We start from the raw sequence: 13,890 nt of genomic DNA, 5'->3' as shown, positions 1-13,890 counted from the left end.
AATAAATTAAAATTATGGCACGCATATAGTGTAGAGAATGGCATACCAATAAAGAAATGAATCAAAAATTTAAAATAACGACACTTTTACTGCTCTCTATTTGGAGTTCTATAATGGCTCAAGATAGTTGGACATTAGATGAATGTGTTGCCTATGCATTGGAGCATAATTTGCAGTTGAACGACTTTAAATTTACCAACCAATCTAATAGAGAAACGTACAGACAATCGGTTCGTAATTTACTACCATCTGTAAATGCATCTTCTAGTTACCTAATTAGTTATGGTAGAGCAGAGGATCCTAATACGGGTACATTTGTAAATCAAGATTTTTACTCGAACAACTATTCTTTAGAATCGTCTATAGATTTATTTCAGGGTTTCCAGAAAATCAATTCAATAAAAGCGTCAAAGTTGTTGTTCAAGGCAACCGAAGAGGAAGTATTACAGCAAAAATATTTGTTGGCATTTAGGGTGATGCAAGCCTTTTATGATATTCAGTTTTTTGAAGGATTGGTAGCTATATCAAATGAACAGTTGACCGTTTCTCAATCTAATTACAACCTAGTAGAAAGGCAAGTGGAACTAGGGTTGAAAGCTGGAGCGGATTTATATGAGGCGGAATCTTTATTATTGACCGATAAATTGAATGTTACGCAAAGCAACAATCAGTTGGCTACGGCAAAATTGACTTTGATTCAAGAAATGAATTTGGAGGATACGTCAGAAATAAACATTCAAAAAGATTTTGAAGACTTAACATTGGATTCTGATACCGATGAAATGAAATCTGATTCGGTTTATACCGAAGCACGTGGTTTTCTACCGATGATAAAAGCACAGGAATTAAGAGCTAAAGCAGCCAAAAAACAAGTGGCGGTTTCAAGAGGAGCTTTATATCCTTCACTATCTTTCTTTGCGGGCATTGGCACCGGATATTTTGAAACCACAAGAGATACAATGGGCAATACGCTACCATTTAGACAACAGTTTAGAGATAATACATCGCAATATATTGGTGTAAATTTAAGCGTGCCAATTAGCAACGGCTGGTCTGCGAGATCAAGGGTGAAACAATCTAAAATAGAAAAGTTACGTGCAGAGAATAATTTAAAGACACAAGAACAAGAACTGTTTCAAGCGATACAACTATTGGTTCAAGATTATAACTCTTTACTGGTAGAATTGGTACAGAGCAACCAAAAGGTAGAAGCGCAAAACCTGGCATTTACAATAGCTCAAAAGCGATATGAAAAAGGACTCATAAATGCTTTGGAACTTTTTACCGCCAAGAATTTATTCGCCAGTGCACAGAATGAAAATTTACAAGTTAAACTCCGTTCAGAAATCAATAAAAGCACATTAGATTTTTATCGAGGATTACCGGTATTCAATATTACAGCCCCCTAACCCCAAAGGGGGAACCAATAAAGCAAAACGTCTTTGCGAGGTACGAAGCAAACTGCCGAACATAGAATAAGCTTTTTTTAAAAAGAATTAAAGTTTTAACAACGAAGAACGAGCAACCAACAACGAACAAAAGATTACGATGGATATAAAATTAGAAAAGAAAAAAGGATTAAAAACAAAACACTACGGCTACATTGCACTTGGCGTATTGCTGCTATTTGTTGGCTACCAACTGTTATTTGCCAATTCTGTATCAACCTTTAGAACAGAAAAAGATAAGTTGTCTATTGCTTCGGTTTCCGCCGGTAAATTTGATGATTATATTACTATTAACGGTAGTGTTGCGCCAATAGCCACCATTTATATGGATGCCTACGAAGGTGGTCGTGTAAGCGAAAAATTGATTGAAGAAGGAGCTATGGTAAAGAAAGGCGATATCATCTTGAAGTTGGAAAACATGAATTTGTACGAGCAGATTTTAGCAAGTGAAAGTAACTTGGCATTAAAGCAAAACGATTTACGTTCTACCAAATTAAATTTCGATTCTAGGCAAGTAGAAGGTAGAAGATCATTAGCTACCGTGAGTACAGACTTACAACGTTTAAAAAGAAATTATGAGCAGAACAAAGCCTTGTTCGATGATGAATTAATTTCTAGGGAAGCATTTCAATTATCTAAAGAGAACTATGAGTTGTCGCAAAAACAGCATGAAATTGTAAAGCTACAGACCGAGCAAGATGATGAATTAAGAGAAACATCATTAAGAGGTTTAGATACAGATTTAGCACGTATGCAGAAAACATTGGGTATGGTGTACCAGAGGTTGGATCACTTAAATGTACGTGCCCCTGCGGATGGTCAATTAGGATTTTTAGACGCAGAAATTGGACAGAGCATTTCACAAGGTCAGCGAATAGGACAGATAAATGTTCTTACTGATTATAAAATCGAAGCGGAAATAGATGAGCACTATATTGATAGGGTTAAAAGAGATTTGGTTGCGGTTTTAGAGCGTAACGGTACCGAATTTCCATTGCGATTGCGAAAAGTATATCCTGAGGTAAGAAACGGTAGGTTTAAAGTAGATTTAGTGTTTACCGATAACAAACCAGAAACCATTCGCTCAGGTCAGAGTTACAATATTAAATTACAATTAGGTGAATCTAACGATGCACTTTTATTACCAAAAGGAAGCTTCTTTCAAAGCACTGGTGGACAATGGATTTTTGTTGTGAATGCTGATGGCGGAGAAGCAATAAAAAGAAATATTAGAATAGGAAAGCAGAATTCTAGATACTATGAAGTATTGGAAGGCTTGGAACCTGGAGAAAAAGTAATTACAAGTAACTATGATAATTTCGGAGAAGCCGAGAGAATAGTATTAAAATAAACAAAACTGTCACATTTGGGGAAACTCAGTGTCATTATAACAATCAAAATAACAGGAACATGATAACTATTACCAACCTTAAAAAAAGTTTTAGAACAGAAGAAGTAGAAACTTTGGCATTGAACAGTGTCAACCTAAAAGTAGAAGATGGAGAATTTGTTGCCATTATGGGACCGTCTGGTTGTGGTAAGTCTACATTGTTGAATATCATTGGTATGTTAGACAACCCTACTGATGGCAGCTATAATTTTGCCGGGAATGAAGTAGGCGGACTAAAAGAAAGCGAACGTACCCAATTAAGAAAAGGTAATCTAGGCTTCGTATTCCAAAGCTTTAATTTGATAGATGAACTTACTGTTTTTGAAAATGTAGAGCTACCGCTGATTTACTTAAAAATGGGCAAAGCAGAGCGTAAAGAAAAAGTAATGAAAGTATTGGAGCGTATGAAAATAGCACATAGAGAAAAGCATTTTCCGCAGCAATTATCGGGTGGTCAGCAGCAACGTGTAGCTATTTCTAGGGCAGTAGTAACCAATCCTAAATTAATACTGGCAGATGAGCCAACCGGTAATCTAGATTCCAAAAACGGAATAGAGGTAATGAACCTATTAACAGAATTAAACCAAGAGGGAACCACCATAGTTATGGTAACACACTCTGACAGAGATTCGCATTATGCACATAGAGTGGTAAACCTATTTGACGGTCAAATAGTAACTGAAAGTCAGAACAGGGCAATCGGAGCCATGATGTAGAGCCCCCATGCCCCCGAAGGGGGTTATTAGGAGTTTATTCATCAATCAATTATTGGCTATGTTCATTGAACAGAGCCGAAGTGAAGACAACTAATCAGCCAAAAAACCAAACCTATCCCTTAATCACGGATAATAGAGTATCATCAATCAATCAATCACCAAACCAATCCCCCTCCCCTGTACTGAGCGAAGCCGAAGTGTCGGAGGGGTTAGGGGAGGGAAAATCAAAAAATCATGTTTAGAAACCATCTTAAAATTGCTTGGAGAAGTTTAAAGAAAGATAAGCTCTTTGCCGCTATAAAAATTGGCGGTTTCGCTGTTGGTATAGCAGCATGTCTTTTAATAGCATTGTTCATTCGCAATGAGGTGGGTTATGATCAACACTACGCCAATAAGGGTCAAATGTACCGTGTAGTTCTAGAAGGTATGTATAAAGGTGAGGTAATGAAAAGCACACACTTTCAATTACCTTTTGCAGATGCCTTGCAAAGCGATTTTCCTGAAATTATAAAAGCAGGAAAAGTTAATACAACAGGAATATTTGGAGCAGGTAAACGTGGTATTAGATTAGCTGGTGAGAAACAAAATAACCTAGAAGACGGATTCTTACTTGCGGACCAAGAAGCATTTGAGATTTTAGAAGTTCAGCTCGAACAAGGTAATGCCAACACTGCATTGGCAAATCCGAAGAGCATTGTTATTTCAGAATCTAAAGCAGCAAAATATTTTAAAGATGGAACGATTATAGGCGAAACAATCATTTTAGACAATGATGCTACAAAGCCATATACCGTTACCGGTGTTATGAAAGATGCACCTAAAAACTCGCATTTAGCATACGATTTTTTAATTCCCATTGAGGATACCAATGCAAGTTGGACCAATCAAAACTACTTCACTTATATTCTAGTAGACCCAAATACAGATGTTCAGCAACTAGAGAAAAAAATGGTTTCTATTGTTGAAGACTACATCATTCCCGCGCAAAGAGAAAGAGGGCGTGCACCAGATTTTATTGATGTGCTAAGAACCATGGAATATAAATTGCAGCCGATAACAGATATTCATCTGTATTCAGATATTAAAATGGCAGATGGTCTAAAGCATGGCGATATCAGATTCGTTTGGCTATTTGCGGCTATTGCAGGTTTCGTATTACTGTTGGCAGTAATCAATTTTATAAATCTTTCTACTGCAAAATCAGCAAATAGAGCAAAAGAAGTGGGACTTAGAAAAACTATAGGTGCTTACAAAAGCAATTTGGTAGTACAGTTCATGACCGAATCAATAATGTTCAGTTTTGTCTCTTTTATTTTAGGGGTTTTATTGGCTTGGGCATTATTGCCGTCATTCAATTCTATCGCATCAAAAACAATTGAAATGCCGTGGTCAGTGTGGTGGTTCATGCCTATTATATTAGTTTCTGCACTGTTGGTGGGGTCTTTGGCAGGACTTTATCCTGCATTTTATTTATCAGCTTTTAAACCAGTAAACGTTCTAAAAGGAAGTTTAAGCATAGGTAGTAAAAGCGGAAAACTAAGAAGCGGACTCGTTATTTTTCAATTTTCTACATCTGTAATTCTGATTATAGCCACATTGATTATTTACCAACAAATGGATTTTATACTTCAAAAAGAATTGGGCTATGATAAAGAACAAGTGGTCATTCTAGAAGGAACAGGAGTTTTAGGAAATAGCGCAGAGAATTTTAAAGTACAATTACTACAATTACCACAAGTAAAATCGGCAACGATATCTAATTATTTACCAGTAGATGGTGGTAGTAGAAACGGCAATACCTTTAGAAGAGAAGATGAAGGTAATGAAGGCAGAGGCATACCTGCCCAAATTTGGAGAGTAGATTACGACTACATAAAAACACTGGGTATTACTCTAAAAACAGGTAGAGATTTCTCCAAGCAGTTTGCTTCAGACTCTTTGAATTCCATCATTATAAATGCTAATATGGAAAGAGAGCTAGGCTTGGATAATGCCGTTGGAAAAGAGATTAATAACAACGGACAACTATTTACTGTAATAGGGGTGGTTGATGATTTTCATTTTAAATCTCTAAAAGAAGATATTTCTTCATTGTCTTTAGTAATTGGTAAAGATTTGGGGTCCATATCGTTGAAGTTGGAAAAAGGAAATGTTAATCAGGCATTGGCATCTATCGAATCTGTATGGAATAAAAACATACCCAATCAGTCTATAAATTATAGCTTTTTAGACCAAGAGTTTAGTCGTATGCATGACGATGTAGAGCGTATGGGTAAGATATTCAACAGCTTTGCACTGTTCGCTATATTGGTAGCATGTTTAGGGTTGTTTGCACTCTCTGCCTTTATGGTAGAACAACGTAAAAAAGAGATCAGTATTCGGTTGGTTTTAGGCGCACCATTTAAAAGTATATACCAATTACTGACCTTAGATTTTATGAAGCTTATTTTGGTATCCATCATTATTGCAATCCCTATTGGTTGGTTCATTATGAGCCGTTGGTTACAAGATTTCGCCTATCACATTACCATCGGTTGGGGCATATTTCTAGCTGCAGGTTTAATAGCATTAACCATTGCAATACTGACCATAAGTTATCAATCTGTTGGTGCAGCATTAATACAACCTTTGAAAAGTTTACGAAAAGAATAAATATCCCATCCCCAGCCCTTCCCGAAGGGAAGGGAGTTATAATAATCACCAAACCATTCCCTCTCCTTTGGAGGGGGCTAGGGGGAGTAAAAAACGAGAACTATGTTTAAGAACTATATAAAAATCGCTTGGAGAAACCTTTGGAAGAATAAAGGGTATAGCCTACTCAATATTTTTGGTTTGGCAATTGGCATTACCTGTGCTGCCATGATTTTGCTTTGGGTAGAAGATGAGGTTGGTTATGATGTTAATTTTGAGAAGCAAGATGTGGTATATTATGTACCCACCAATCAACAATACGAAGGAGAATGGCGAACGTTTTTTCAGGCTACTCCCGGTCCGTTAGCAGAGGTTTTAAAAGAAGAGGTGCCAGGTATAGTTGGGTCAGCAAGAACAAAAGGTGAAGATTTTTTATTTCAAGTAGGAGAAACTTCTATCAATAAATTTGGGCGATTTGCAGACCCAGATTTTTTAAGCATGTTCAGTCTCTCATTTGTAGAAGGTAATTTAGAAACCGCTTTTAATGACGTAGATGCCATTGTCATCTCACAAGAGACGGCTAGCCAGTTATTTGGTGAGAATACTTCTGCAATTAATAAAGTAATTAAAATAAATAACGAAACAAGTTATACTGTTTCAGGAGTTTATGAAGATTTACCACACAATGTAACCTACAGTTTTGATTGGGTTGTCCCTTTTGAGCGCTTTGCAAAGGATAATGAATGGGTAAAAGAATATGGAGCCAATTTTTCAGACACTTTTGTAGAGCTTTCTCCAGAAGCAAATTTTGATGTTGTCAATAGTAAAGTGAAAGCCATACTTCCTATGAAAACGGAAGATGACGAAACCATAGCATTTTTGTTTTCTATGAAAGACTGGCATTTAAGGTCAGTCTTTGAAGGAGGCAAAAATATAGGAGGGCAAATCACGTATGTAAGATTGTTTAGTCTTATTGCCATAATCATATTATTGATTGCCTGCATCAATTTTATGAACTTGGCAACTGCTAGAAGTGAAAAAAGAGCAAATGAAGTCGGAGTACGAAAAGTATTGGGGTCGGGTAGAAAAGGATTGATTTCTCAGTTTATGGCAGAGGCGATAATAACTGCCGCTTTATCTGCCGTATTGAGTATTCTGTTATTAAAATTACTGGTGCCACAATTTAATATGATGATAGATAAACAACTAGACTTTAGTTTGTTCAATACTACTCATATTTTAACCTTGGTCGGCATAGCACTAGTTTGTGGTATTGTTGCAGGCTGGTATCCGGCATTCTACTTGTCTTCTTTTAAACCTGTAGATGTGTTGAAAGGAGCACGCAAAACAAAAGGGAGCGCAACATTTATTAGAAAAGGATTAGTAGCTACACAATTTGTAGTTTCCATCGTATTTATCATTTGTACCATTATCGTCTACCAACAAGTACAATATGTAAAAGGGCGCGATTTGGGTTACAATAAAGAGAACCTAGTGAAGATTCCCGTAACCGGAGATATTATTAAAAACTTCAAACCTATTGAAGAAAATATGAAGTCTTCAGGAATGATTGAAAGTATCGGACTCATTAATTCTGATATTTTATCCGGAGGAAATAATACATCAGGATTAAGTTGGCAAGGCGGTGTAGATACTGAAGACGTTTTGGTTTCTGTACGTGATATTACAGCAGATTTTTTCAACACTGCTGGATTGGAGATAATTGAAGGTAGGGGATTCAGTAATAATCCCGCTCAAGACAGTGTCAATATAATTGTAAGTGAATCTTTCGCAAAATTAATGGGTAGCGGCAGTCCTGTAGGTAAAACCATAGAAGATGATTACCCTGTTATTGGCGTGGTAAAAGATTATGTCTATGGTGATATGTATGGCTCCAGTGACCCGGTCATATTTTTTAATGACCCAAGCCAAGCTCGTTTTATGTATGTAAAGACGAAGTCTGGCGTAGCAACAACAGCAGCATTGGCAAGTATGGAAATGTCGTTGAAAAAGTTTAACCCTGCATTTCCTTTTGAGTATGAATTTGTAGATGACACTTATGATGCAAAGTTTAAAAGTGAAAAGCTGATAGGTAATCTTTCTCAGGTTTTTGCATTGCTTGCCATACTAATTTCTTGTTTAGGGTTGTTCGGCTTATCAGCTTTTACGGCAGACCAACGTAGAAAAGAAATAGGAGTACGTAAAGTATTAGGCTCTAGCATTACAGGAATAGTAGGCTTGTTGTCTAAAGATTTTATGCGCTTGGTGTTCATGGCAATAATCATCGCCATACCCATTGCATGGTTACTGATGCAAAACTGGTTAGAAGGTTATGCATATCGTGTAACTATTAATGCTTGGGCATTTGTTATAGCTGGTGCGGTATCCATAGTAATAGCTTTATTGACTATCAGTTTTCAAGCGATCAAAGCAGCGAGGGTAAATCCTGTAAGGAGTTTACGGTCAGAGTAACTAGTTTGTGGACTACTCGTACGTAGTCGAGTGGTCAGTTGTATTAGTCTGCGTACAGTCATCAATCAAAAAAAATAAAATTATGTTTAAAAACAATTTTAAAATAGCTTTTAGAAATGCATTTAGATATAAGAGCAATAGCATCATCAATATATCTGGATTGGCAATTGGGTTGACCTGTGTTATTTTGATAGCCCTTTTTGTAACCGACGAATTAAGTTACGACCAATTTTTTAATGATGCCGACCAAGTGTATCGTGTCAATTTAAATGGTAAAATGGGCGATGATGAGTTTTATGCCGGGTACACTCCTCCGCCCGCTGGTGAAACATTAGTAGCCAATTTCCCTGAAATCGAAAGTTATACTCGTATTTATAGACCTGGCGTAGATGTTTTGGAATATGCTAACGGTGACGAAAAACAAACCTTCAATGAAGAAAATGTATATGCGGTAGACGCCAATTTTTTAGAGGTGTTAAGTTACCCAATGTTACAGGGTGATTCAAAAAACAGTCTGCAAGAAAAGAATAGTGTAGTTGTCACCAAAAGTATTGCGAAGAAATATTTTGGAGATGTTGATCCGTTGGGTAAAATTCTTTTCTATGGTAATGAAAGGAAACCATTGAAAGTTACTGGGGTATTAGAGGACATGAGCAATCTACATGCATCTGTAAAATTTGATATGTTAGTGCCTGTCTCTAATTTTGAAAGTGTAAAACGATTTAACTGGAGTTGGGTATGGTTACAGGTGGCTACTTATGTGAAATTGACTGAAAAAGCCGCATCGAATCCAGCGGCAATTGCTCATTTAGAATCACAGTTTCCAGAATTGATAAGAGTACATGCAGCAAATGCTTTCGACAGAATAGGTCAACCTTATGAGGAGTTTTTGGAAAACGGAAACAAATGGGATTTACACCTACAGTCCCTAACCGATATTCATTTACATTCAGGAGAAATAGAATCGGTTATCTCAGAGCAGAATAGTATTAAAAACTTATACGTTTTTGCGGTCATTGCGTTTTTTATTATTGTATTGGCTTCCGTTAATTTTGTCAATTTAGCTACGGCGCAAGCGGCTAAAAGAAGTAAAGAAATTGGCATACGAAAAGTATTGGGTTCTCCTCGAATTCAACTTATAAAACAGTTTCTAGCAGAAGCCATTTTTTATACCGTAGTATCCACAATTTTGGCTGTACTATTGGTTTGGGTATTATTGCCTTCTTTTAACCAATTAGCAGGTAAAACAATTTCTTTCCATTCCATTTTTGAAAATGGTATCTGGGTATTTATTATAGCACTTAGTTTACTTACTGCTTTTTTGGCAGGCATCTACCCGGCATTTTATTTGACTTCGTTCAAAGCGGTAAATGTCTTAAAAGGTATATCTAAAGTATCTAACAGTAAAGATAGTTTCATTAGAAACGGCTTAGTGGTTTTTCAGTTTACCGTGGCTATAATTATGATTATTGCCACCAGTATTGTGTATTTGCAATTGAATTACACCCAAAATCGTGATTTAGGCTACGATAAGGAAAATTTATTGGTACTTCAGAATACTGAAAAATTAAACAGTAGTGAAGAAAGTTTTAGATCAGAGCTAGAAACTTTATCTGAGGTGAAGAGTGCAAGTATTTCTTCAGGCATGCTTACCAGAAATAGCTTTGGTGACTTTTACTTTCCAGAAGCATTAAATTCAGACAATAATATAGCAAAGGATATTATACTACAATCTTACTTGGTTGACGAACATTTTATATCAACATTAGATTTAAAGTTGATAGAAGGTAGAGGATTTGATACCAATTTTAACGATTCTTTGTCGGTTGTTCTCAATGAAGCCGCTGCTAAGCAAATAGGTTGGGAAAACCCAATAGGGAGCATGATTCAGTATCCAGGTGGTAGAATGGAATCTTACAAAGTAGTAGGTGTTTTAAAAGATTTTAATTTGGAATCGCTACATAGTCACATAACACCATTTGCATTATTCTCTAATACATCTGGCAGTTATGATACGGGCGTATCCTATATCACCTTAAAAGTAAAATCAGATAATATTGGTGGGTTGATGTCTGCCATTGAGAAAAAATGGAATGTCTACCAACCTACGGTGCCTTTTGAATATTCTTTTCTAGATGATGATTTAAACGCTGCTTACCTATCGGACCAAAGGCAAGCGAATTTGTTTGGTGTGTTTTCTTTCTTAACCATATTTATTGCCTGTATCGGTTTATTGGGTCTAATTGCCTTTACCGCCCAACAAAAAACAAAAGAAATCGGAATTAGAAAGGTTTTGGGGGCAAGCATGATTGAAATTGTACAAATGCTCGCTCGCGAATTTGTAACTGTAATTATAATTGCCATGTTGATTGCCACACCCGTAGCTTGGTATTTTATGGATAAATGGCTGCAAGGTTTTGCATATAAAATTGATATTCCTTGGTGGGTGTTTCTAGTATCCGGTGGTATGGCTTTAGTCATTGCAATGATCACAATGGGGTTTCAAGCAATAAAAGCCGCTATTGTAAACCCGGTAAAAAGCTTACGAACAGAGTAAAATCCCATCCCCAACCCTTCCCTAAGGGAAGAGAGTAAATAATAATCACCAAGCCATTCCCCCTCCTTTGGAGGGGTTAGGGGGAGGAAAAAAACGAGAACCATGTTTAAAAACTATTTAAAAATCGCCTGGAGAAGCTTAAAAAAGCAAGCCTTTTTTACTTTTCTAAATACATTCGGACTAGCCATTGGTATGGCAGGAGCATTAATTATATCGTTATATATCTACGACGAGCTTAGTTATGATAAAATGTTTGCCAATGCAGATAGGATTTATCGTATAGATGCAGATATAAAATTTGGTGGAGCTGAAATGAAGGCAGGTGAAGCTGCTGCACCAATGGCAGAAACCTTAAAAAGGGACTATCCGCAGGTAGAAGCTTCAGTGCGTTTTAGAACCATAGGTAGTGCTTATGTAAAGAAAGTTGGGGGAAACAGAAGTGCCAAAGAAAACCATATAGCCTTCGCCGATTCTACAATGTTCGATTTTTTCGGAATAGAGTTACTCGCAGGTAATGCTAAAACGGCATTGACCGGCACCAACTCGTTAGTCTTGACCAAAAGTGCAGCAGAGAAACATTTTGGTGATACAGATGTTATTGGTCAAAATTTACTGTTGGACAATACCGATACATACACGGTAACCGGTGTCATTGAAGATATGCCCAAAAATTCCTATTTCAATGACTATAGTGTGTTTTTGGCAATGGCAGGCAACGTGGCATCTAGGGAAGATAATTGGGGCGGCAATAACTATTTTACATTTATAAAGCTAATACCGGGTGCCAAGGTTGAAGATTTTCAAGAGCCCTTGCAAGAGATGTTAGAAAGGTATATGTTACCATGGTCACAAAAGTATTTTCCGGGGATGACGGCAGAGTCTTTTGCGGCATCTGGTAATTACATTCGGTACCATACCATGCCCTTGACCGATATTCATTTGTATTCTGATAGAGATACGGAAATGAATGCAACGAGCAGTATTCAAAATATTTATATTCTTTCCTTCATAGCATTGTTCTTGATTATTTTGGCAAGCGTTAATTTTATGAATTTATCTACGGCACATTCGTTAAAGAGAGCCAAAGAAGTTGGAGTTAGAAAGACCTTAGGGTCCAATAAAATGAATCTGGTTTTTCAGTTTTTAACCGAATCAGGTTTAATAGCATTTGTGTCTTTGTTAGCGGCACTAATCATTTCAATGATAGCATTGCCTTTTTTCAATAGCTTCACAGGTAAATCAATTGCTATTCCGTTTACTCAGCCCTTATTCTGGTTGGCGTTATTGGGGGCAACCTTTTTACTTGGATTATTCTCAGGCAGTTATCCTGCATTTTTCATGTCAAGATTTACTGCTGTTAAAAGTTTAAAAGGTAGTAGTGCAGAAAGTGTAGGTAATGGTAGGGTGCGTAATGCTTTGGTCATATTTCAATTTTCAATTTCGGTATTTCTGATTGTAAGCACTTTGGTAGTATTTCAACAATTAAATTATATACAGAACAAAGATTTGGGCTTTTCCAAAGATCGGGTGCTTTTAATTAACGAAATAGGGGCGCTAGGATCTAAGACCAAAGCTTTTAAAGAGCAAATTGCTGCCATGGGTTTTGTGGAAAGCGCTACGTTGAGTGATTACTATCCAACGCCATCTTGGAGGTCAAATAGTTCGTTCTTTGAAGAAGGTGCAAGAAATCAAGAATATGCCATTCAAATGCAAGAATGGAAAGTAGATTCAGATTACTTAAAAACGATGGAAATGGAAATAGTTGCTGGGCGAGATTTTAATCCGCAATATGCATCAGATTCTACGGCTATGATCATAAATGAAGCTACGTTGCCTATTATAAATGTCACCGCAGAAGAAGCTTTGGGTATGCGCATATCTGAAGAAATAGAACTAGAAAATCCTACCTACTATACCATAATCGGTGTGGTCAAAGACTTTCATTTTACATCTTTGCGTAATAATATTGATGCTCTAGGAATACAACTTAATTCTAATGCCGAGAATATGGCGGTAAGAATGAGCGGAGGAAACTTTGTAGATAATATTTCAGCAATAGAAAGTACATGGAACACCATGGCACCCGGGCAACCTTTCGATTATCGCTTTATGGACGAAGCCTTTAATACCACTTATGAAGCGGAACAAAAACTGAGTCAGATATTTTTCATTTTTACTATGCTGTCCATTTTTATTGCTTGTTTAGGACTATTTGGATTAGCTGCCTTTAATGCCGAAAAACGAACAAAAGAAATCGGTGTTAGAAAAGTGTTGGGAGCTACTGTAAGTCAAATTTCTTACCGGCTTACGGTAGACTTCTTAAAATTGGTTGGTGTAGCTATTCTCATTTCTTTGCCCCTAGGTTGGTTCGCCATGAACAAGTGGTTAGAAGATTTCTCATACCGTATAGAAATCGGTATCGGCATTTTTGCTTTGGCAGCAGTATTGGCAATTGTAGTTGCAATTGTAACGGTAAGTTACCAAAGTATAAAGGCGGCAATTGTAAATCCGGTAAAGAGTTTACGATCGGAGTAGTACATGACAATGGTGTAACATTCTCATTTTTAAGTGGTCTTTGTAAATATATTGTACATCAGTTGTCTAATTATTTTACACACTAAAATTTACTTACATTTTAAGGTGTTGATAATTAGATATTTAATATAGTGGCACGGA

Annotated in this window: 7 protein-coding genes; all 7 read left to right on the top strand. The window is 36.7% G+C overall.

Going from position 1 to position 13,890, the window contains the following annotated elements; genetic code table 11:
* Positions 1-56: 56 nt before the first annotated feature.
* The 7 genes from P177_RS17950 to P177_RS17920 all read left to right on the top strand — a co-directional run bounded on the left by P177_RS17950 (position 57) and on the right by P177_RS17920 (position 13,749).
* Complete coding sequence (locus P177_RS17950) at positions 57-1,409, top strand: TolC family protein (RefSeq protein ID WP_036157005.1); 1,353 nt, start codon at positions 57-59, stop codon at positions 1,407-1,409.
* Positions 1,410-1,548: 139 nt separating this feature from the next.
* Positions 1,549-2,799 (top strand): efflux RND transporter periplasmic adaptor subunit, encoded by a 1,251-nt coding sequence (locus P177_RS17945; protein WP_036157003.1) that lies wholly within the window; start codon positions 1,549-1,551, stop codon positions 2,797-2,799.
* Between the two features lie 59 nt (positions 2,800-2,858).
* On the top strand, positions 2,859-3,554 hold the full coding sequence (locus P177_RS17940; protein WP_036157001.1) for an ABC transporter ATP-binding protein: 696 nt from the start codon (positions 2,859-2,861) through the stop codon (positions 3,552-3,554).
* 234 nt (positions 3,555-3,788) lie between these two features.
* On the top strand, positions 3,789-6,206 hold the full coding sequence (locus P177_RS17935) for an ABC transporter permease (protein WP_036156999.1): 2,418 nt from the start codon (positions 3,789-3,791) through the stop codon (positions 6,204-6,206).
* A 102-nt stretch (positions 6,207-6,308) separates the two neighbouring features.
* Entirely contained in the window at positions 6,309-8,657 is a 2,349-nt protein-coding gene (locus P177_RS17930; RefSeq protein ID WP_036156997.1) for an ABC transporter permease, read from the top strand.
* A gap of 82 nt (positions 8,658-8,739) precedes the next feature.
* Entirely contained in the window at positions 8,740-11,214 is a 2,475-nt protein-coding gene (locus P177_RS17925) for an ABC transporter permease (protein ID WP_036156995.1), read from the top strand.
* Positions 11,215-11,316: 102 nt separating this feature from the next.
* Positions 11,317-13,749 carry an ABC transporter permease gene (locus P177_RS17920; RefSeq protein WP_036156993.1) on the top strand — a complete coding sequence of 811 codons (2,433 nt, stop codon included), beginning with the start codon at positions 11,317-11,319 and terminating at the stop codon, positions 13,747-13,749.
* The last annotated feature ends 141 nt before the right edge of the window (positions 13,750-13,890 follow it).

The sequence above is a fragment of the Maribacter forsetii DSM 18668 genome, assembly GCF_000744105.1.
Classification (GTDB): domain Bacteria; phylum Bacteroidota; class Bacteroidia; order Flavobacteriales; family Flavobacteriaceae; genus Maribacter; species Maribacter forsetii.
The sequence above is the reverse complement of the archived record's forward strand: the minus strand, read 5'-3'. Positions and strand labels throughout refer to the sequence as shown.

Coding starts and splice junctions, on each gene's coding strand:
- P177_RS17950 (WP_036157005.1), top strand. CDS start 57: ATGAATCAAAAATTTAAAATAACGACACTTTTACTGCTCTCTATTTGG.
- P177_RS17945 (WP_036157003.1), top strand. CDS start 1,549: ATGGATATAAAATTAGAAAAGAAAAAAGGATTAAAAACAAAACACTAC.
- P177_RS17940 (WP_036157001.1), top strand. CDS start 2,859: ATGATAACTATTACCAACCTTAAAAAAAGTTTTAGAACAGAAGAAGTA.
- P177_RS17935 (WP_036156999.1), top strand. CDS start 3,789: ATGTTTAGAAACCATCTTAAAATTGCTTGGAGAAGTTTAAAGAAAGAT.
- P177_RS17930 (WP_036156997.1), top strand. CDS start 6,309: ATGTTTAAGAACTATATAAAAATCGCTTGGAGAAACCTTTGGAAGAAT.
- P177_RS17925 (WP_036156995.1), top strand. CDS start 8,740: ATGTTTAAAAACAATTTTAAAATAGCTTTTAGAAATGCATTTAGATAT.
- P177_RS17920 (WP_036156993.1), top strand. CDS start 11,317: ATGTTTAAAAACTATTTAAAAATCGCCTGGAGAAGCTTAAAAAAGCAA.